Source organism: Streptomyces sp. NPDC042201, from assembly GCF_055582185.1.
In genome coordinates this window covers 736,509-754,088 of record NZ_JBVJDS010000002.1, presented here as the reverse complement: position 1 = coordinate 754,088, position 17,580 = coordinate 736,509, and the positions used below count along the sequence as shown (strand labels likewise).

Genomic DNA, 17,580 nt, shown 5'->3' with positions numbered 1-17,580 from the left:
GCCCCCTGTGCAAGCCGTCCTGCGCAAGCCGTCCTGTCTCACGCCAATGTATTGCCACGGCCATACATTGGCGGGCAGTTCACCGTCCCGCGCGGGCAGGGGCGTTGCCCACCCCTCCCGGCGCACCGGGCGGCCCACGACCGCCCCCCGTATGGCCGCCACGGACAACGACACACCCCCACTACTCCCGAACGGCGCATGCCCGCTCCCCTTCCCCACCCCTAGCCTGCGAAGAAAGACCCGGAAACACCCCCAGGAGCCCCTCATGACCGCTATCCCGCAGGAGCGCCGCCTCGTCACCGCCATCCCCGGTCCGAAGTCGCAGGAGTTGCAGGCCCGCCGTACCGCCGCGGTCGCCGGTGGCGTGGGGTCCGTAATGCCTGTCTTCGCGGCCCGCGCCGGCGGCGGCGTGCTGGAGGACGTGGACGGCAACCGGCTGATCGACTTCGGTTCCGGAATCGCCGTGACCTCGGTCGGCAACAGCGCCGAGGCCGTCGTACGCCGTGCCTCCGCCCAGCTCGCGGACTTCACCCACACCTGTTTCATGGTCACGCCGTACGAGGGGTACGTCGAGGTCTGTGAGCGGCTCGCCGAGCTGACCCCCGGCGACCACGCCAAGAAGTCCGCGCTGTTCAACTCGGGCGCCGAGGCCGTCGAGAACGCCGTGAAGATCGCGCGGTCGTACACCAAGCGCCAGGCGGTCGTCGTGTTCGACCACGGCTATCACGGCCGTACGAACCTCACCATGGCGCTGACCTCGAAGAACATGCCGTACAAGAACGGCTTCGGACCGTTCGCCCCGGAGATCTACCGGGTGCCGGTCGCCTACGGCTACCGCTGGCCGACCGGTCCCGAGAACTGCGGCCCCGAGGCGTCCGCCCAGGCCATCGACCAGATCAACAAGCAGATCGGCGCGGACAACGTCGCCGCGATCATCATCGAGCCGCTGCTCGGCGAGGGCGGCTTCATCGAGCCGGCCAAGGGCTTCCTCCCGGCGCTCGCGAAGTTCGCCAAGGACAACGGGATCGTCTTCGTCGCCGACGAGATCCAGTCCGGCTTCTGCCGCACCGGCCAGTGGTTCGCCTGCGAGGACGAGGGGGTCGTCCCCGACCTGATCACCACCGCGAAGGGCATCGCGGGCGGCCTGCCGCTCGCCGCCGTGACCGGCCGCGCCGAGATCATGGACGCCGCGCACTCGGGCGGCCTCGGCGGTACGTACGGCGGCAACCCGGTGGCCTGCGCCGCCGCGCTGGGCGCCATCGAGACGATGAAGGAGCTGGACCTCGTCTCGAAGGCCAGGCGCATCGAGGAGGTCATGAAGGGCCGGCTCGCCGCGCTGCAGGAGAAGTACGACATCGTCGGCGACGTCCGCGGCCGCGGCGCGATGATCGCCATCGAGCTGGTCAAGGACCGGGACACCAAGGAGCCGAACCCGGAGGCGACCGCCGCGCTCGCCAAGGCCTGCCACACGGAGGGGCTGCTCGTCCTCACCACCGGTACGTACGGCAATGTGCTGCGCTTCCTGCCGCCGCTGGTGATCGGCGAGGACCTGCTGAACGAGGGCCTGGACATCATCGAGCAGGCGTTCGCCACCCTCTGAACAGCCCTCTCGAACGGTTGCCTGAGCGGCCGGACAGCCGCTCCGACCTGGCCATCCGCCGGATCAGCGGTCGGGGCCTGTGAAGAAGCTGTGGGGGGCCGATGGCGGGATCGGATTCCGGCTGTCGGTCCTCGCGGCCCTGACGTACGGTTTCGGCAGATGAGAGAAACACCCCGCTCGCAGGGGACTGCGAGCGACGCCGGAGCGGAGCGTCCCCAGCGCCGCTTTGGCCGTGCCTTCGCGCACACCACTGGAGCTTCAGGCTCTGGAACTCCTCACGGATCGGACGGCCGCCCGCCCCAAACCCCCCGGGGCGTGCGGCACACCGGTCCTGACGGCCGCCCTGGAACTACCCCCCCTGTTCCCGGGCGGCCGGCTTTTTTCCGCTCCGGACTCTCCGGACTCTTCGCGCTGTGCGCGCTCCTCTTCGGGCTCGTCACCTGGCAGGCCGCCGCCGGCGGACCGCTGCGCGCCGCCGATGAACGTCTCGGTCTCGCGCTCGCCGGCCAGGGCCCCCGGCCGCTGACGGAAGTCCTCGCCGACCTCGGCGGTATGCCGGTCGCCCTGCCCGTGCTGGCTGTCGCGATCGGCTACGCGCTCCGGCGCGGGCGGCGCGCTCAGGCCCTGGCGGTCGCGGTCACGATGGCCGCGGTCCCCGCCCTGGTCATGCCGCTCAAGCTGTGGATCGCCAGGCCGGGCCCGCTCACCGACGCCACCGGCTACTACCCGTCCGGCCATACGGCGACGGCGATGGTCGCGTACGGCGGCGCGGCCCTGCTCCTCGCCCCGTACGCGGGCCGGAGCAGGACGGTGCCCGTCGCCGTCCTGCTCACCCTGGCGACGGGCACCGGTCTCATGCTGCGTGGCTACCACTGGCCGCTGGACGTCCTCGGCAGTGTGCTGCTGTGCGGGATGCTGCTGATTCTCCTGGGGCGGGTCCTCGCCGGTCTCGGCTCACGCGGACCCGGCTCACGCGGACCCACCCCACACTGACCGGCTCGCGCGGACCCGCACCAGACGGTCTCAGCCGAAGTACGCGTCGAAATTCTTCTGGAACTCCCACTGGTTGAAGCGGTCCCAGTTAATCGACCAGGTCATCAGTCCGCGCAGGGCGGGCCAGGTGCCGTGGGTCTGGTAGGAGCCGCAGTCGGTCTTCTTGGTCAGGCAGTTCAGCGCCTTGGTGACCTCGGCCGGTGAGGTGTGGCCGTTGCCCGCCTGCGTGGAGGCCGGCAGGCCGATCGCGACCTGCTCGGGCCGCAGCGCCGGGAAGACCTTCGTGGTGTCGCCGGCCACCGGGAAGCCGGTGAGCAGCATGTCGGTCATGGCAATGTGGAAGTCGGCGCCGCCCATCGAGTGGTACTGGTTGTCCAGACCCATGATCGAGCCCGAGTTGTAGTCCTGGACGTGCAGCAGGGTGAGGTCGTCGCGCAGGGCGTGGATGACCGGGAGGTACGCCCCGGCGCGCGGGTCCTGGCCGCCCCAGGGGCCGGAGCCGTAGTACTGGTAGCCGAGCTGCACGAAGAAGGTCTCGGGGGCCATGGTGAGGACGAAGTCCGCGCCGTACTTGGCCTTGAGAGTCTTGATCGCGGAGATCAGGTTGACGATGACCGGGGTCGTGGGGCTGCGGAAGTCGGTGTCGCCGGTGTTCAGCGACAGCGAGTGGCCCTCGAAGTCGATGTCCAGGCCGTTCAGACCGTACTCGTCGATGATCTTGGAGACCGAGGAGACGAAGGTGTCACGGGCCGCGGTGGTGGCCAGCTGGACCTGACCGTTCGCGCCGCCGATGGAGATCAGGACCTTCTTGCCCGCGGCCTGCTTGGCCTTGATGGCCGCCTTGAACTCGGCGGCGGATTCGACGTTCGGGCATTCGGCGGCCGGGCAGAGGCTGAAGCGGATGTCGCCGGAGGTGACGGACGTGGGCTCGCCGAAGGCGAGGTTGATGACGTCCCACGAGGCGGGCACGTCCGCCATCCGTGTGTAGCCGGAGCCGTTGGCGAAGCTGGAGTGCAGATAGCCGACCAGGGCGTGCGCGGGCAGGTTCGCGCCTCCGCTGCCGCCGCCGCCCGAGGCGGAGGTGGTGGCGTTGACGGCGGGTGAGAGGGCGGACGCTCCTGCGGCGTTGGTCGCGGCGACCTGGAAGCTGTAGGCGGTGGCGGGGCTGAGCCCGGAGACGGTCGCCGAGGTGCCGCTGACGTCGAGGGCCTTGCTGCCGCCGCGGTAGACGGTGTAGCCGGTGGCGCCCGTGACGGGTGACCAGGAAAGGCCGACGGAGGAGGAGGTGACCTGTCCCGCCTTGAGGCCGGAGGGGACGGCCGGGGGCTGTGCGGGCGCGCCGCCGGGGCCGACGAGGGTCAGATCGTCGGCGTAGTAGGCCGGGGTGCCGTACCAGCCGTTGGTGTACACGGTCACGGACGTGGTGCTCGGCCCGGTGCGGAAGCTGGTGGTCAGCTTCTGCCAGTCGGGCGCGGACTGGGTCCAGGTCGAGACGTCGGTGGTGCCGGTCCCGGACGCGCCGAGGTAGACGTAGCTGCCCCGGACCCAGGCGCTCAGGGTGTACGCGGAGTTCGGCGCGACCGTGACGGCCTGCGAGCACTTGGCGTTGTCGTTGCCTGCGGGGGTTCCCTTGAGCGCGCCGCTGCCGCCGTGCACGGGCGTGCTGACGAGGGCGCCGCTGCCGGCCGTACAGCTCCAGCCGCTGAGGCCGGACTCGAAGTTTCCGTTACGGGCGATGTCCGCGTCGGCGGCCCGCGCCGTCTGCGCGGAGACGACCAGTCCGGCCGCGGTGAGTACGGCGGCCGCGAGGGTGGCGATCAGTCTTGGGTACAGAGCAGGACGTCTGGAGCGTTCCACAACTGCCTCCGGGCATGGGGAAGATGACGGGGCGGGGCGCGCACAGCATGGTCCAGACCAATTGGTGTGGTCAATACCTCTGGCGGCACCGCGCCTGTTCCGCTCCCCGCCCCGGCCCCGTCCGGCTCCCTGTCCCGGCCCCGGAACGGCCGTACCGGCGCCCGGTCAGCTGTCGAAGCCGAGCCCCAGCCGGTCCATGGTCCGCAGCCACGCGTTGCGCCTTCCGCCCCGGGCATCGGCGCGGGCCAGCGACCATTTGGTGAGGCCGATCCCGGCCCAGGCGGCCGGCTCCGGCGGGAACGGCAGCGGCTTGCTGCGGACCATCTCCAGCTCCGTACGAGCGGTCCGCTCCCCCGCCAGCAGGTCGAGCATCACGTCCCCGCCGAAGCGGGTCGCGCCGACGCCGAGGCCGGTGTACCCGGCGGCGTACGCGACCCGGCCCGCGTACGCCGTACCGAAGAAGGCCGAGAAGCGGGTACAGGTGTCGATCGCACCGCCCCAGGCATGACTGAAGCGCACGCCCTCCAGCTGCGGGAAGCAGCGGAAGAAGTGGGAGGCGAGCTTGAGATACGTCTCCGGGCGGTGCTCCAGAGCGGCGCTGAGCCGGCCGCCGTACGGGTAGATCGCGTCGTACCCGCCCCACAGGACGCGGTGGTCGGGGGTGATCCGGAAGTAGTGGAACTGATTGGCGCTGTCCCCGAGACCCTGACGGTTCTTCCAGCCGATCGCGCCCAGCTGCTCCGCCGTCAGCGGCTCGGTCATCAGCGCGTAGTCGTAGACCGGGACGGTGTACGGACGCACCCGTCTGACCAGGGACGGGAAGACATTGGTGCCGAGCGCGACCCGCCGGGCGAAGACCCGGCCGTACGGGGTGCGTACCGCCATCCCGGCGCCTGACCTGGTCAGTTCCAGGCCGCGGGTGTTCTCGTAGATGCGTACGCCGAGGTCCGCGCAGGCCTGCTTGAGCCCCCACGCGAGCTTGGCCGGATGCAGCATGGCGACCCCGCGCCGGTCCCACAGCCCGCCCAGGAACGTGGGCGAGTCGACCTCGGCGCGGACCGCGTCCCGGTCGAGCAGCTCCAGACCGGTGAAGCCGAGCCTCGTCGCCTCCTCGTACGCCTCCTGGAGGTCGTCGAGCTGGTACGGCTCCGTGGCGACATCGATCTCGCCGGTGCGCTCGAAGGCGCAGTCGATCGCGTAGCGGGCGACCGTCGCCTCGATGGCGTCGAGATTGCGCTCGCCGAGCTCCTCCAGGGTCCGCAGCTCACCCGGCCAGCGGGCGAGGCCGTTGCTGAAGCCGTGGGTGAGGGAGGCGGCGCAGAAGCCGCCGTTCCGGCCCGAGGCGGCCCAGCCCACCTCGTGGCCCTCGATCAGGACGACATCCCGCTCCGGATCGCGTTCCTTGGCGAGGAGCGCCGTCCACAGCCCGCTGTAGCCGCCGCCGACGACGAGGAGGTCGCAGTGTTCGTCGCCGGTGAGGGCGGGCAGCGCCCCGGGTTTGCCGGGGTCGTCCAGCCAGTACGGGACCGGCTGTGCGTCGGAGAGTGATGTCGTGGCCGTACTTCGCATGGCACCTGGGGCCATGTCTTCCAACTCCTTCGGGACCTGCTCAGGGGGTGGCGGCGGTCTTCTTCCGCCGGTTGCCGACCAGTTGGCCCGCGACCACCAGCAGCACGGCGACGACGAACATCGCGGTGCCGATGACATTGATCTGCACCGGCGTGCCGCGCTGTGCGGAGCCCCAGACGAACATGGGGAAGGTCACGGTCGAGCCGGCGTTGAAATTGGTGATGATGAAGTCGTCGAACGAGAGCGCGAAGGCGAGCAGCGCGCCCGCCGCGATGCCGGGGGCGGCGATCGGCAGGGTGACCCGTACGAACGTCTGCACGGGCCCGGCGTAGAGATCACGCGCCGCTTCTTCGAGCCGGGGGTCCATGGACATGACCCGGGCCTTGACGGCTGTCACCACGAAGCTGAGGCAGAACATGATGTGGGCGATCAGGACGGTCCAGAAGCCCAGCTGCGCGCCCATGTTGAGGAAGAGCGTGAGCAGCGAGGCGGCCATCACGACCTCGGGCATCGCCATCGGCAGGAAGATCAGCGAGTTGATCGCGCCGCGCGCCCGGAAGCGGTAGCGGACCAGCGCGAACGCGATCATCGTGCCGAGGACGGTGGAGCCGAGGGTCGCCCAGGCGGCGATCTGGAGCGAGAGGGTCAGCGAGCCGCACAGGTCGGCGACTCCGCAGGGGTCCTTCCAGGCGTCCAGTGAGAAGCGCTGCCAGGAGTAGTTGAAGCGGCCCTGCGGCTTGTTGAAGGAGAAGACCATCACCACGAGGTTGGGCACGATCATGTAGCCGAGCGTCAGTACGCCCGCGATGACCACCAGGTTGCGCCGGATCCAACGCGTCACGCCCATCAGACCAGGTCCTCCGTCCCTGCTCGGCGGATATAGACGGTGACCATGAACAGGACGACCGCCATGAGGATGAAGGAGAGCGCGGCCGCCGTCGGATAGTCGAGGACCCGCAGGAACTGCGTCTGGATGACGCTGCCGACCATCTTGGTGTCGGTGGAGCCGAGCAGTTCGGCGTTGACGTAGTCGCCGCTCGCCGGGATGAAGGTGAGCAGCGTGCCGGAGACGACCCCCGGCATGGAGAGCGGGAAGGTCACCTTGCGGAAGGTGGTGAACGGCCGGGCGTAGAGATCGCCGGCGGCCTCGTGGAGCCGGCCGTCGATGCGCTCCAGCGAGGTGTAGAGCGGCAGGATCATGAAGGGCAGGAAGTTGTACGTCAGACCGCAGACCACCGCCATCGGGGTGGCCAGGACGCGGCTGCCCTCGGTCCAGCCGAGCCAGCTGGTCACATCGAGGACATGCAGGGTGTCCAGTACGCCGACGACCGTGCCGCCGTCCGCCAGGATCGTCTTCCAGGCGAGCGTACGGATCAGGAAGCTGGTGAAGAACGGCGCGATGACCAGGACCAGCAGCAGATTGCGCCAGCGGCCGGCCTTGAAGGCGATGAGATAGGCGAGCGGGTAGCCGAGGAGCAGACACAGGATCGTGGCGGTGCCCGCGTACAGCAGGGAGCGCACGAACTGCGGGTAGTAGTCCTGGAGCGCGTCCCAGTAGGTCTGGAAGTGCCAGGTGACCTGGAAGCCCTCTTCCAGGGAGCCGGTCTGTACGGAGGTCGAGGCCTGGTAGACCATCGGCAGCGCGAAGAAGACCAGCAGCCAGAGGATGCCGGGCAACAGCAGCCAGTACGGGACGAGCCGCTTGCGCGTGGCGGGCTTGCGCAGGGTGGGTTCCGGCCCGGCGGCGGGCGGCGTGGGAGCGGCGGGGGGAGCTTCCGTGGTGGTCACGAGGCCTCCTCGTCCACCGTCTCGATGCCCGCGTCGATGTCCTGGGAGGCGTCCAGGCCGAAGGTGTGCGCCGGGTTCCAGTGCAGCACGACCTCGGCGCCGGGGCCGAGGCGTCCGTCGCGCTCGATGTTCTGCGCGTACACCTCCAGCTCGGGACAGACCGGGCTGTCGATCACGTACTGCGTCGAGACGCCGATGAAGCTGGAGTCGACGATCCGGCCGGTGACGCGGTTACGGCCGTCGGGGATCGTGCCCGCGTCGTCCGCGTGCGCCAGGGAGATCTTCTCCGGGCGTACGCCGACGAGCAGCTTGCCGCCGCTCGTCGTCGGCGCGGAGCAGCGGTCCGCGGGGAGCCGCAGCTTGGCGCCGCCCGCGGTCACCACGACGTCGCCGCCGTGGATCTCGGCGACCTCGGCCTCGATGAGGTTGGAGGTGCCGAGGAAGTTGGCGACAAAGGTGGTGCCCGGGTTCTCGTAGAGATCGGCGGGGCTGCCCAGCTGCTCGACCCGGCCCGCGTTCATCACCGCGACGGTGTCGGCCATCGTCATGGCCTCCTCCTGGTCGTGGGTGACGTGGATGAACGTGATGCCGACCTCGGTCTGGATCCGCTTGAGCTCCAGCTGCATCTGGCGGCGCAGCTTGAGGTCGAGGGCGCCGAGAGGCTCGTCGAGCAGCAGCACCTTCGGGTGGTTGATCAGCGCGCGGGCGACGGCGACACGCTGCTGCTGGCCGCCGGAGAGCTGGTGCGGCTTGCGCTTGGCGAAGTCGCCGAGCTGGACGAGGTCGAGCATGTCGCCGACCTGCTTGCGTATGGACTTGATGCCGCGGCGGCGCAGGCCGAAGGCGACGTTCTCGTAGATGTCGAGGTGCGGGAAGAGCGCGTAGCTCTGGAAGACGGTGTTGACCGGGCGCTTGTACGAGGGCAGGTCGGTGACGTCCTTGTCGCCGAGGAAGACCGTGCCGGTGGTCGGGTCCTCCAGGCCGGCGATCATCCGCAGGGTGGTGGTCTTGCCGCAGCCCGACGCGCCGAGGAGAGCGAAGAAGGAGCCCTGCGGCACGGTGAGATCGAGCGGGTGTACGGCCTGGAAGGAGCCGTACGTCTTGCTGATCCCGGTGAGGCGGACGTCGTCGCCGCCCCGGCTGGTGGATGCAGTCTCTGTCATGGGTAACGGTCCCGGGGGCTTGAGGGAGGTGGGCGGGCGTGGGCGGCTAGCGGGACACGCCCCTAGGCACCGATGAGCTGGGCGAACTTCTCCTCGTACGCGGTCTCTTCCTTGCTGCTGAGGGAGCGGAAGGCGTGCGAGGAGGAGGCCATCGCCGCGTCCGGGAGGATCAGCGTGTTGTCGGCCATCGACTTGTCGATCTTCGTGAGTTCGGCGCGTACCCCGTCGACCGGGCAGACGTAGTTGATGTACGCGGCGAGCTGGGCGGCGACCGGCGGCTGGTAGTAGTGGTCGATGAGCTTCTCGGCGTTGGTCTTGTGCCGTGCCTTGGCCGGGACCAGGAGATTGTCGCTGGAGATGATGTAGCCGGTTTCGGGGATGGCGAACTTGATGTCCGGGTTGTCGCTCTGGAGCTGGACGATGTCACCGGCCCAGGCGACACAGGCCGCGATGTCGCCCTTGTCGAGGTCCGCGGTGTAGTCGTTGCCGGTGAAGCGGCGGATCTGGTTCTTGTCGACTGCCTTCTGGAGCCGGGCGATGGCGGCGTCGAAGTCGTCGTCGGTGAACGACCCCGGGTCCTTGCCCTGGTCGAGGAGGGTCATCCCGATGCTGTCGCGCATCTCGGAGAGGAAGGCGACGCGCCCCTTGAGCTTCGGGTCGTCCAGCAGCTGGGAGACGGAGTCGATGGTGCGGCCGCCGGTCGCCTTGGCGTTGTAGGCGATGACGGTGGGGATGCCGGTCCAGGGGTAGCTGTGGGCGCGGCCCGGATCCCAGTCGGGCGAGCGGAACTGCTCCGAGAGGTTCGCGAAGGCGTGCGGCAGGTTGGACGGGTCGAGCTTCTGCGCCCAGCCGAGCCTGATGATGCGGGCGGCGAGCCAGTCGGTGACGCATATGAGGTCGCGTCCGGTGTCCTGCCCGGCCGCCAGCTGCGGCTGGATCTTGCCGAAGAACTCGACGTTGTCGTTGATGTCCGCCGTGTACTTGACCTGGATCCCGGTGCGCTTGGTGAACGCCTCCAGGGTCGGGTACTGCTTCTCGTCCTCGCTGACGTCCATGTACTCGGTCCAGTTGGAGAAGACGACCCGCTTCTCCTCGGCCGAGTGGTCGGTGGACGCGGGGCCGTTGGCCTCCCGCTTCGCGGGCGGGATGCCGCAGGCGCTCAGTCCGGCGAGACCGCCGATCGTGAGCGCGCCGACGCCGGTGGCACGCAGCATCGAGCGGCGGGTGAGGGCTCCCCTGCCGCTGGTCATGCTGCGCCGCATCGCGGCCAGTTGGGCCGCGGAGAGACGGTCGGGCTCGTACTGCTCCATGCGCTGTGCCCTTTCGGGAGGGTGGTCGATGCCGGCCGGCGCTCTAGGGACGGTCGCCGAAGATCGTGCGGTGCCAGTCCTTCCTCGCCACCGCGGTGTTGTCGTACATCACATGCTTGACCTGCGTGTACTCCTCGAAGGAGTACATCGACATGTCCTTTCCGAACCCACTGGCCCGGTAGCCGCCGTGCGGCATCTCGCTGATGATCGGAATATGGTCGTTGATCCAGACACAGCCCGCCCGGAGCTCGCGGGTCGCGCGGCCGGTGCGGTAGACGTCGCGGCTCCAGGCGGAGGCGGCGAGGCCGTACGGGGTGTCGTTGGCGAGCCGGATGCCTTCGTCGTCGGAGTCGAAGGGGAGCACGACCAGGACCGGGCCGAAGATCTCCGACTGGACGATCTCGCTGTCCTGCGGGGCGTCCGCGACCAGCGTGGGCCGGTAGTACGCGCCGTCCTTCAGGCCGCCCCCGGGCGCCTCACCGCCGGTGACGACCCGGGCGTAGCCGCGGGCCCGGTCGACGAAGCCGGCGACCCGGTCGCGGTGGGTGTGCGAGATGAGCGGGCCGAGATCGGTGGCCGGGTCGAAGGGGTCGCCGAGGCGCACGGTCTCCATCAGCGCGGCGACCGCGCTCACGAAGGCGTCGTACAGCGGCCGTTGGACATAGGCGCGGGTGGCGGCCGTGCAGTCCTGGCCACTGTTGATGAGCGATCCCGCGACCGCGCCGTGGACCGCGGCCTCCAGGTCGGCGTCGTCGAAGACCAGGAAGGGGGCCTTGCCGCCGAGTTCGAGGTGGAGGCGCTTGACGGTGGCGGTGGCGATCTCGGCGACGCGCTTGCCGACGGGGGTGGAGCCGGTGAAGGAGGTCATCACGACATCGGGGTGGCCGACGAGGTGTTCGCCGGCGTCGGGGCCCGCGCCGGTGACGATGTTGATCACACCGTCGGGGAGTCCGGCCAGCTGCGCGGCCTGGGCGAACATCAGCGAGGTGAAGGGGGTGATCTCGGCGGGCTTCAGCACGATCGTGTTGCCCGCGGCGATGGCCGGGAGGATCTTCCACGCGGCCATCTGGAGGGGGTAGTTCCAGGGCGCGATGGAGCCGATGACGCCGAGCGGCTCGCGGCGTACGTAGGAGGTGTGGTCGCCGCTGTACTCGCCGGCCGAGACACCTTCGAGATGGCGGGCCGCGCCCGCGAAGAAGGCGGTGTTGTCGACGGTGCCCGGCACATCGAACTCGGTGGACAGCTTGATCGGTTTGCCGCACTGGAGCGATTCGGCGTACGCGAAGTCGGCGGCCTGTCCGGCGAGGACGGCCGCGAAGCGGTGCAGGGCGTCGGAGCGCTCGCCGGGGGTGGTGCCCGCCCAGCCGGGGAAGGCCGCGCGCGCGGCGGCGACGGCCGCGTCGACATCGGCGGGGCCGGCCAGTTCGTACACGTAGATCTCTTCGCCGGTGGCCGGGTTCACGACGGCGTGCGTACGTCCCGAGGTGCCGGGCCGCAGCGTCCCGCCGATGAACTGCGCACCGTCCGCGAAGCGGTCCCGCACCTGGAAGCGGTTGCCCATGCGTGCTCTCCGTAGTTCCATCGACAGGTGTTCCGTCGGCTGGTGTTCCCTCGGCTGTGCCGGCTGTTACTCAGGCTGTAGTTCCGGCTTCAATTGAGTGCCGATCCTGACAGAGCACATCCACCTCAACAAGGGATTCCGTTGTTGCCTTTTGGTTACGCGACGGAATCGGTCGACCATGTGTCGCGTCGGCTTCCCGATCGGCGTACGGAATGTCAGTGGTGGCTGCCAGACTCACATGCATGGGGAAGAACACGGGGAGCATGGTCCGCACGGCGGCTGAGCTGGTCGAACGGGCCGAGCGCGGCGAGACGGTCACGTATCTGCACTTCTGGGGGCACACACCGCGGCGGGACGGCGCGGTCGGGCCGTCCTGTCTCAGCCAGTGGTGGCCGTCGCCTTTCACGGTCGACGGCGTTGAGTACGCGACGGCCGAGCACTGGATGATGGCGGCCAAGGCCCGGCTCTTCCGGGACGAGGCGGCCGAGCGTGCCGCCGTGGAAGCGGCGAATCCCGCCCTCGCCAAGAAGGCGGGGCGGCTGGTGCGCGATTTCGACGAGATCGTGTGGGAGCGCGAGCGCCACGGCATCGTGGTGGAGGGAAGCGTCCACAAATTCGGCCAGGATGCCGGGCTGCGCGGATTTCTGCTGGCCACGGGCGACCGGATACTCGTCGAGGCCAGCCCGAGGGACCGGATCTGGGGCATCGGACTGGCCGCGGGCGACGAGCGCGCCCAGGATCCCGCGCGCTGGCGCGGGCTGAATCTGCTGGGCTTCGCGCTGATGGAGGCGCGTGAGCGGCTCCGGGCGGGTCCGGACCCGGCCGCGGCCCCGGCTGGGGCAGGGGCCGGCGGCTGACCGGGTTCAGGTGACGGGGTTCAGCGGCTGACGTCGACCACGAGCGAGGTGGCGAAGGGGTCGTCGTTCGTCGTGTCCAGCTCCTCGCCGTTGGCGATCAGCCAGATCAGGAAGCTGAGGAACGCGGCGCTGACCACGGCACCGATGGCGCCGAGGATGATGCCCGCCAGCGCCATCCCGCCGTTCGTCGCCTCGCCCCGCCGGGCACGGCGGCGGCCGATGATCCCGAAGATCAGCGCGAGGACACCGAGGATGATGCCGATGCCCCAGATACAGAAGATCACCACGGAGATGATGCCGAGCACCATCGCGGTGATCCCCATGCCGTTCGCCGGGGCCTGCTGCCAGCCGGTCTGCCCGTATCCCGGATATCCGGCGGCGGGATATCCGGCCGCGGGGTAGCCGGCTGCGGGATTGCTGGGGTCGGTGTAGCCGGGGCCGGGATAGCCGTACCCCGTGCCGGCGCCGTACGGGGCGGCGGACTGCTGGTCGCTCGGCGCGGGCCCGGCGCTCGGGAAGCCGTAAGCGCCCGGGGTGGGCTGAGCCGGTCCCCCGGGGGCGATCGGCGGCGGTGGTACGGCGCCGGACTCGGGCCCGCCACCGGGCATCCCGATGACCGTGGGCTGATCGTGTACGGATCCGGGCGGCGGCTGGTGCGGCTGCTGCTGCTGCGCCGGCTTGTCCAGCGGCACCTTGTGCTCCGGCGGTGCCCAGGGATCACTCGGCTCGTAGCCGCCCGACGGCTGCTCGCTCTTGTCTGACATGGGCCCTCCCCCATCGTGATGCCGTCATGCTACGGCCTCCATCCGGTGCGGAACCGGCCCGGCCTACGATGATCCCTGACCCCAGCGGCCCCGGGCAGGGGCCGGACGCTCTGCCTCGCCGACGCCGTACTTCCGGCGCCCGCCCCAGCACCCGGAGGATCCGATGACCGATCTGCACCCCTTCATCGCGGGGCTGCCCAAGGCAGAGCTGCATGTGCATCATGTCGGCTCCGCCTCGCCGCGCATCGTGGCCGAGCTGGCCGCCCGGCACCCGGACTCCAAGGTGCCCACCGATCCCGAGGCGCTCGTCGACTTCTTCACCTTCACCGACTTCGCGCATTTCATCGACGTCTATCTCTCCGTCGTCGATCTGATCCGTACCCCTGAGGACGTCCGGCTGCTGACCTTCGAGGTCGCCCGTGACATGGCCCGGCAGAACATCCGCTACGCCGAGCTGACCGTCACCCCGTTCAGCTCGACCAGCCGAGGCATTCCCGAGCAGGGCTTCATGGAGGCGATCGAGGACGCCAGGAAGGCCGCGGAGGCCGAGCTGGGAGTCGTCCTGCGCTGGTGCTTCGACATCCCCGGCGAGGCCGGTCTGCGGGCGGCCGAGGAGACCACCCGGCTCGCAGTGGACCTGCGCCCCGAGGGCCTCATCGCCTTCGGTCTGGGCGGCCCCGAGATCGGGGTGCCCCGGCCGCAGTTCAAGCCGTACTTCGACCGGGCCATCGCGGCGGGTCTGCACTCCGTGCCGCACGCCGGCGAGACGACAGGACCCGGGACGATCTGGGACGCGCTCAACGACCTGCGCGCGGAGCGCATCGGTCATGGCACCAGCGCCGTCCAGGACCCGGAGCTGCTGGCGCACCTCGCGCGGCACCGCATCCCGCTGGAGGTGTGCCCCACCTCCAACATCGCCACCCGCGCCGTCGCCGATCTCGACGAGCACCCGATCAAGGCGATGGTCTCGGCCGGTGTGCTGGTGACGGTCAACAGCGACGACCCGCCGATGTTCGGCACGGACCTCAACCAGGAGTACGGGGTCGCGGCCCGGCTGCTCGGGCTGGACGAGCGGGGCCTCGCCGACCTCGCGAAGAACGGTGTCGAGGCGGCCTTCCTCGACGCGGACAGCAAGAGGCGGCTCGCCACGGAGATCGACACGTACACCGCCAAGTGGCTCGCGCGGTAGCGCCGGCCGACGACAATGACCTCATGCGTACCGTCGTTGCCGTAGCCCACCGTGGCGATCCCTACCGGGTCCGCGAGAACACCCTTCCGTCGGTCCGCTCCGCGCTGGAGCGGGGAGCGGACACGGTCGAGGTCGATGTCCGGCTGACCCGGGACGGTGTCCCGCTGCTCCTGCACGACTCCTCGCTGGAGCGGCTCTGGGGCCATGACCTCCGCCTCGCGGAGCTGACCCACGAGGAGGTGCGCGAGCTGACCCGGGGCGGAGTCCCGACCCTGCGGGACACGCTGCTCGCGACGGGCGGGGCGGGGCTGATGATCGATCTCCCCGGCGCCTCCGAGGAGTCGGTCCGTACGGTCATCGCCACCGTGCGCGAATGCGGGGCCGCCGAGCGTGTGTCCTACTGCGCGGGCCCGAGCACCATGCTCGCCGTCCGGGCCGCCGACGCGACCGCCGAGATCGCGATGACCTGGACGTCCGTGGCCCCGCCGCTGCCGTCCCTGGTCGCGGCCGTGCGCCCGCGCTGGCTCAACTACCGCTTCGGACTGATCACCCGCGACCTGACCGACCGCAACCACCGCGACGGCCTGCTGGTCTCCGCCTGGACCCCGGACACCCGCCGCTCCATGCGCCGCCTGATCGCGCGAGGCGTCGACTCGATCACCACCAACCGCATCGACACCCTGACCAGCCTCCTGACCAACTCCCGCTCCACCAGCCGCCCTTGAACCGCTGGACACAACGGCAGCGGCCGTCCATATGAACGACAGCGTGTACGTAGGCAACGCGAGCGAGGACGCGGTGCTCGACCGGGGGTGGCTGCTCGGGCACTTCAAGGACCCCGGCGATCCTCGCCACAGCGAGGCCGTGGAGATCAAATGGGGTATCCACCCGCGCGGCGACGAGCGAACGCAGTGGGTGACAGGCGAGGAAAGAACGGCTCTCCTGGTGCTCATCAGTGGTCGCTTCCGCGTCGAACTCCCCGGCCGCAGTGTTCTGCTGGCACGCCAGGGGGATTACGTCCTGTGGGGTCGCGGCGTCGACCACTCCTGGCTCGCGGAGCAGGACTCGGTGGTCCTGACGGTCCGGTGGCCGTCCGTGCCCGGCTACGCAGCCACACAGAAAGAGCAGACCCGGCCGCCGCGCTGACCGCGGAGGCCCTGGCGGCCGTCGCTACCATGCTCCACATGGCTGATGTCTGGCAGGTGTCCACCGCGACGGAGACCCGTGAGGAAGCGGTAGCGCTCGCGGAGTCGGTGGTGATGGCTCGGCTCGCGGCCGGGGCACAGATCGTGGGCCCGGTGATCTCCGTGTTCTGGCATCAGGGCCAGTTCGGAACGGGCGAGGAGTGGCAACTCCTGCTCAAGACGCGGGCTGATCGTTACCCGGAACTGGAAGCGCACCTGTTGCGCCATCACCCGTGGGACAAGCCGGAAGTCGTGGCCGTACCGGTCGTCGCGGGATCCGCTGACTACCTGCGATGGGTCGAGGCGACCACCGAACCACCATCCGGGGCGTGACGCGTCAAACCCCCGCCATGTCCATGGCTTCGGCTACGGCCGGTACAGCACGATGGGCGCTGAGCTCTTGAAGGACTGGTCCAATGCGCTGACGTGGGCGCACCGACGCCACTCCGGCCGAGAGCTCAAGTACCTGGGTCGTGATCGTGGCAGCTTGCTCAATCTCCCCAGCAGCCAGGCAAGAGGTTGCCAAACATGACAGGTACAAGCTCTTGTCCCGCGCGTGAGCGTCGTCAAATCGAGCAAGTGCACTTTCAAGAACAGGCACGGCACGGATCGGCCGCCGCAGTTCGGTCCAGCATCGTCCGGTCATGATCTGAAGTTCACGGCTGTCCACCCAGGCAGCCCAATCCGGTTGCGGCAGCCCGTCGTTTTCGCTGAGCGCGTCTTCGGCTGACCTGAGTGCCTGCTCAGTCTGACTAGCGAGTCCGGCAACGGCGTAAGCCCAGGCGAGGCGCTCATGCAGCAATGCCCGAACCCCGGATGGGGCTTCGGCACCTGCGGTTCGACATGACTCAATCGCCATGTCAATGCCTGCCTGGGGGTTGACGCTCGTCTGCTGGTAGGCGAGAAACGCCAAGGCATTCCCAGCAAGCACGCGATCTCCAGCGTCAGTTGCAGCGAGATGGCTTGCCTCGTAGAGACTCCTCGCGTCACTGCTTTTGCCCGCGTCGAACGCAGCCCATCCAGCTTGTTGGGCCTGCTCGGCCAATACGGACAGCAGGGAGCGTCCCGTCTCGTCTGTGTAACTACCGTCGCGGAGAACAGCCTTGGTAGCTTGATATTCTCCGAGGTAGACGCGGTAGGTATCGCCTCCACCCAGGATGTCGTCAAGTCGGCGCAGGCGCTCCGTACGCATCCTCAGTTGAACGGGCAGATCTCGTCCGATCCGTGGCCCCGCTTCGAGTGGAGCAAGTTCAGGAAGGCCAACCGCCAAGCCCGCGCCGGCTGATGCTTTAAAGAATTCCCTGCGACGCACTGAGGCACCTCCATTTCGGGGCGTCGTCGTGATGTGTGTTAAAGGGGCGGAAGGACGGGCGGCGGGTCGACTTGCCTCCCACGGTCGGGGTGTAAGGCCGAGGAGTATCCCGGGGATACGGAGCGCATCGGAAATCTTCGTGATCTTGTCGAAGGAAGTGACGCTGCCCTGACCGCGTGCGAGCGTACCAACCCGCTCTGGCTTGATGTCACATTCTGCAGCAATCTTCGAATAGCTAATCCCGGCCTCAGCGCGAGCCAGAAGGAACACTGTGCCAAAGTCGTGTGCCGCAATTGCGGCTCTCATCTCTGGGTGACCCAGAAGGCCGCGCGGTAGCGCTGTCGGCGGTTGATAGTCAGTCATAAGGTTCCCGTCGCGCCTGCTGGTAACAGTGTGCCGCATTGGCCCATCTGTCAGCCTACCCATGATGGGT

General features: G+C 69.2%; 16 protein-coding genes. 7 read left to right on the top strand and 9 right to left on the bottom strand.

From position 1 onward, the window contains the following. Window positions 1-265 precede the first annotated feature (265 nt). Together gabT and ACZ6MZ_RS07305 are read left to right on the top strand one after the other, a co-directional pair. Complete coding sequence (gene gabT, locus ACZ6MZ_RS07310) at window positions 266-1,600, top strand: 4-aminobutyrate--2-oxoglutarate transaminase (RefSeq protein ID WP_384184784.1); 1,335 nt, start codon at window positions 266-268, stop codon at window positions 1,598-1,600. A gap of 159 nt (window positions 1,601-1,759) precedes the next feature. Further along, window positions 1,760-2,593 (top strand): phosphatase PAP2 family protein, encoded by an 834-nt coding sequence (locus tag ACZ6MZ_RS07305; RefSeq protein ID WP_469350324.1) that lies wholly within the window; start codon window positions 1,760-1,762, stop codon window positions 2,591-2,593. A 30-nt stretch (window positions 2,594-2,623) separates the two neighbouring features. On the opposite strand, the gene ACZ6MZ_RS07300 is transcribed toward ACZ6MZ_RS07305, so the two are convergent. The 7 genes from ACZ6MZ_RS07300 to ACZ6MZ_RS07270 all read right to left on the bottom strand — a co-directional run bounded on the left by ACZ6MZ_RS07300 (window position 2,624) and on the right by ACZ6MZ_RS07270 (window position 11,841). Beyond that, entirely contained in the window at window positions 2,624-4,450 is a 1,827-nt protein-coding gene (locus tag ACZ6MZ_RS07300; RefSeq protein ID WP_469350322.1) for a chitinase, read from the bottom strand. Between the two features lie 165 nt (window positions 4,451-4,615). Further along, a complete protein-coding gene (locus ACZ6MZ_RS07295) occupies window positions 4,616-6,034 on the bottom strand; it encodes an NAD(P)/FAD-dependent oxidoreductase (protein ID WP_469350320.1) in 1,419 nt (472 codons plus the stop codon). Between the two features lie 25 nt (window positions 6,035-6,059). Then, on the bottom strand, window positions 6,060-6,866 hold the full coding sequence (locus tag ACZ6MZ_RS07290) for an ABC transporter permease (protein WP_389791303.1): 807 nt from the start codon (window positions 6,864-6,866) through the stop codon (window positions 6,060-6,062). Continuing rightward, entirely contained in the window at window positions 6,866-7,807 is a 942-nt protein-coding gene (locus ACZ6MZ_RS07285) for an ABC transporter permease (protein WP_389791305.1), read from the bottom strand. The genes ACZ6MZ_RS07290 and ACZ6MZ_RS07285 overlap by 1 nt, the downstream gene beginning before the upstream one ends. Further along, entirely contained in the window at window positions 7,804-8,970 is a 1,167-nt protein-coding gene (locus tag ACZ6MZ_RS07280) for an ABC transporter ATP-binding protein (protein ID WP_384184769.1), read from the bottom strand. Before ACZ6MZ_RS07280 ends, ACZ6MZ_RS07285 begins: the two co-directional genes overlap by 4 nt. A 62-nt stretch (window positions 8,971-9,032) precedes the next feature. After that, entirely contained in the window at window positions 9,033-10,280 is a 1,248-nt protein-coding gene (locus tag ACZ6MZ_RS07275) for an ABC transporter substrate-binding protein (RefSeq protein WP_386878302.1), read from the bottom strand. Between the two features lie 43 nt (window positions 10,281-10,323). Beyond that, window positions 10,324-11,841 carry a gamma-aminobutyraldehyde dehydrogenase gene (locus tag ACZ6MZ_RS07270; RefSeq protein ID WP_469350318.1) on the bottom strand — a complete coding sequence of 506 codons (1,518 nt, stop codon included), beginning with the start codon at window positions 11,839-11,841 and terminating at the stop codon, window positions 10,324-10,326. 263 nt (window positions 11,842-12,104) lie between these two features. On the opposite strand from ACZ6MZ_RS07270, the gene ACZ6MZ_RS07265 reads away from it, so the two are divergent. Next, window positions 12,105-12,698 (top strand): NADAR family protein, encoded by a 594-nt coding sequence (locus ACZ6MZ_RS07265; protein WP_469350408.1) that lies wholly within the window; start codon window positions 12,105-12,107, stop codon window positions 12,696-12,698. 20 nt (window positions 12,699-12,718) lie between these two features. Here ACZ6MZ_RS07265 and ACZ6MZ_RS07260 read toward each other — a convergent pair whose 3' ends face one another. After that, window positions 12,719-13,462 (bottom strand): DUF4190 domain-containing protein, encoded by a 744-nt coding sequence (locus ACZ6MZ_RS07260; RefSeq protein ID WP_469350316.1) that lies wholly within the window; start codon window positions 13,460-13,462, stop codon window positions 12,719-12,721. A gap of 163 nt (window positions 13,463-13,625) precedes the next feature. Here ACZ6MZ_RS07260 and ACZ6MZ_RS07255 point away from each other — a divergent pair, with 163 nt between their 5' ends. Genes ACZ6MZ_RS07255 through cutA form a run of 4 tightly spaced genes read left to right on the top strand, consistent with a single transcriptional unit; the run spans window position 13,626 to window position 16,168 of the window. Next, window positions 13,626-14,651 carry an adenosine deaminase gene (locus ACZ6MZ_RS07255; protein WP_389678728.1) on the top strand — a complete coding sequence of 342 codons (1,026 nt, stop codon included), beginning with the start codon at window positions 13,626-13,628 and terminating at the stop codon, window positions 14,649-14,651. A 23-nt stretch (window positions 14,652-14,674) separates the two neighbouring features. Beyond that, window positions 14,675-15,376 carry a glycerophosphodiester phosphodiesterase gene (locus ACZ6MZ_RS07250; RefSeq protein WP_469350314.1) on the top strand — a complete coding sequence of 234 codons (702 nt, stop codon included), beginning with the start codon at window positions 14,675-14,677 and terminating at the stop codon, window positions 15,374-15,376. A 31-nt stretch (window positions 15,377-15,407) separates the two neighbouring features. Beyond that, window positions 15,408-15,797 carry a cupin domain-containing protein gene (locus ACZ6MZ_RS07245; RefSeq protein ID WP_469350313.1) on the top strand — a complete coding sequence of 130 codons (390 nt, stop codon included), beginning with the start codon at window positions 15,408-15,410 and terminating at the stop codon, window positions 15,795-15,797. Window positions 15,798-15,835: 38 nt separating this feature from the next. Beyond that, the gene (gene cutA / locus ACZ6MZ_RS07240; RefSeq protein WP_469350312.1) at window positions 15,836-16,168 is read left to right on the top strand and encodes a divalent-cation tolerance protein CutA; all 333 of its coding nucleotides are present in this window, start codon (window positions 15,836-15,838) and stop codon (window positions 16,166-16,168) included. 4 nt (window positions 16,169-16,172) lie between these two features. On the opposite strand, the gene ACZ6MZ_RS07235 is transcribed toward cutA, so the two are convergent. Continuing rightward, entirely contained in the window at window positions 16,173-17,417 is a 1,245-nt protein-coding gene (locus tag ACZ6MZ_RS07235) for an XRE family transcriptional regulator (RefSeq protein WP_469350311.1), read from the bottom strand. Window positions 17,418-17,580: the final 163 nt, after the last annotated feature.

What these genes read in the sequence shown, in the direction of transcription:
- gabT (WP_384184784.1), top strand. Translation starts at nt 266, where the DNA reads ATGACCGCTATCCCGCAGGAGCGCCGCCTCGTCACCGCCATCCCCGGT.
- ACZ6MZ_RS07305 (WP_469350324.1), top strand. Translation starts at nt 1,760, where the DNA reads ATGAGAGAAACACCCCGCTCGCAGGGGACTGCGAGCGACGCCGGAGCG.
- ACZ6MZ_RS07295 (WP_469350320.1), bottom strand. Translation starts at nt 6,034, where the DNA reads ATGGCCCCAGGTGCCATGCGAAGTACGGCCACGACATCACTCTCCGAC.
- ACZ6MZ_RS07290 (WP_389791303.1), bottom strand. Translation starts at nt 6,866, where the DNA reads ATGGGCGTGACGCGTTGGATCCGGCGCAACCTGGTGGTCATCGCGGGC.
- ACZ6MZ_RS07280 (WP_384184769.1), bottom strand. Translation starts at nt 8,970, where the DNA reads ATGACAGAGACTGCATCCACCAGCCGGGGCGGCGACGACGTCCGCCTC.
- ACZ6MZ_RS07275 (WP_386878302.1), bottom strand. Translation starts at nt 10,280, where the DNA reads ATGGAGCAGTACGAGCCCGACCGTCTCTCCGCGGCCCAACTGGCCGCG.
- ACZ6MZ_RS07270 (WP_469350318.1), bottom strand. Translation starts at nt 11,841, where the DNA reads ATGGGCAACCGCTTCCAGGTGCGGGACCGCTTCGCGGACGGTGCGCAG.
- ACZ6MZ_RS07265 (WP_469350408.1), top strand. Translation starts at nt 12,105, where the DNA reads ATGGTCCGCACGGCGGCTGAGCTGGTCGAACGGGCCGAGCGCGGCGAG.
- ACZ6MZ_RS07260 (WP_469350316.1), bottom strand. Translation starts at nt 13,462, where the DNA reads ATGTCAGACAAGAGCGAGCAGCCGTCGGGCGGCTACGAGCCGAGTGAT.
- ACZ6MZ_RS07255 (WP_389678728.1), top strand. Translation starts at nt 13,626, where the DNA reads ATGACCGATCTGCACCCCTTCATCGCGGGGCTGCCCAAGGCAGAGCTG.
- ACZ6MZ_RS07250 (WP_469350314.1), top strand. Translation starts at nt 14,675, where the DNA reads ATGCGTACCGTCGTTGCCGTAGCCCACCGTGGCGATCCCTACCGGGTC.
- ACZ6MZ_RS07245 (WP_469350313.1), top strand. Translation starts at nt 15,408, where the DNA reads ATGAACGACAGCGTGTACGTAGGCAACGCGAGCGAGGACGCGGTGCTC.
- cutA (WP_469350312.1), top strand. Translation starts at nt 15,836, where the DNA reads ATGGCTGATGTCTGGCAGGTGTCCACCGCGACGGAGACCCGTGAGGAA.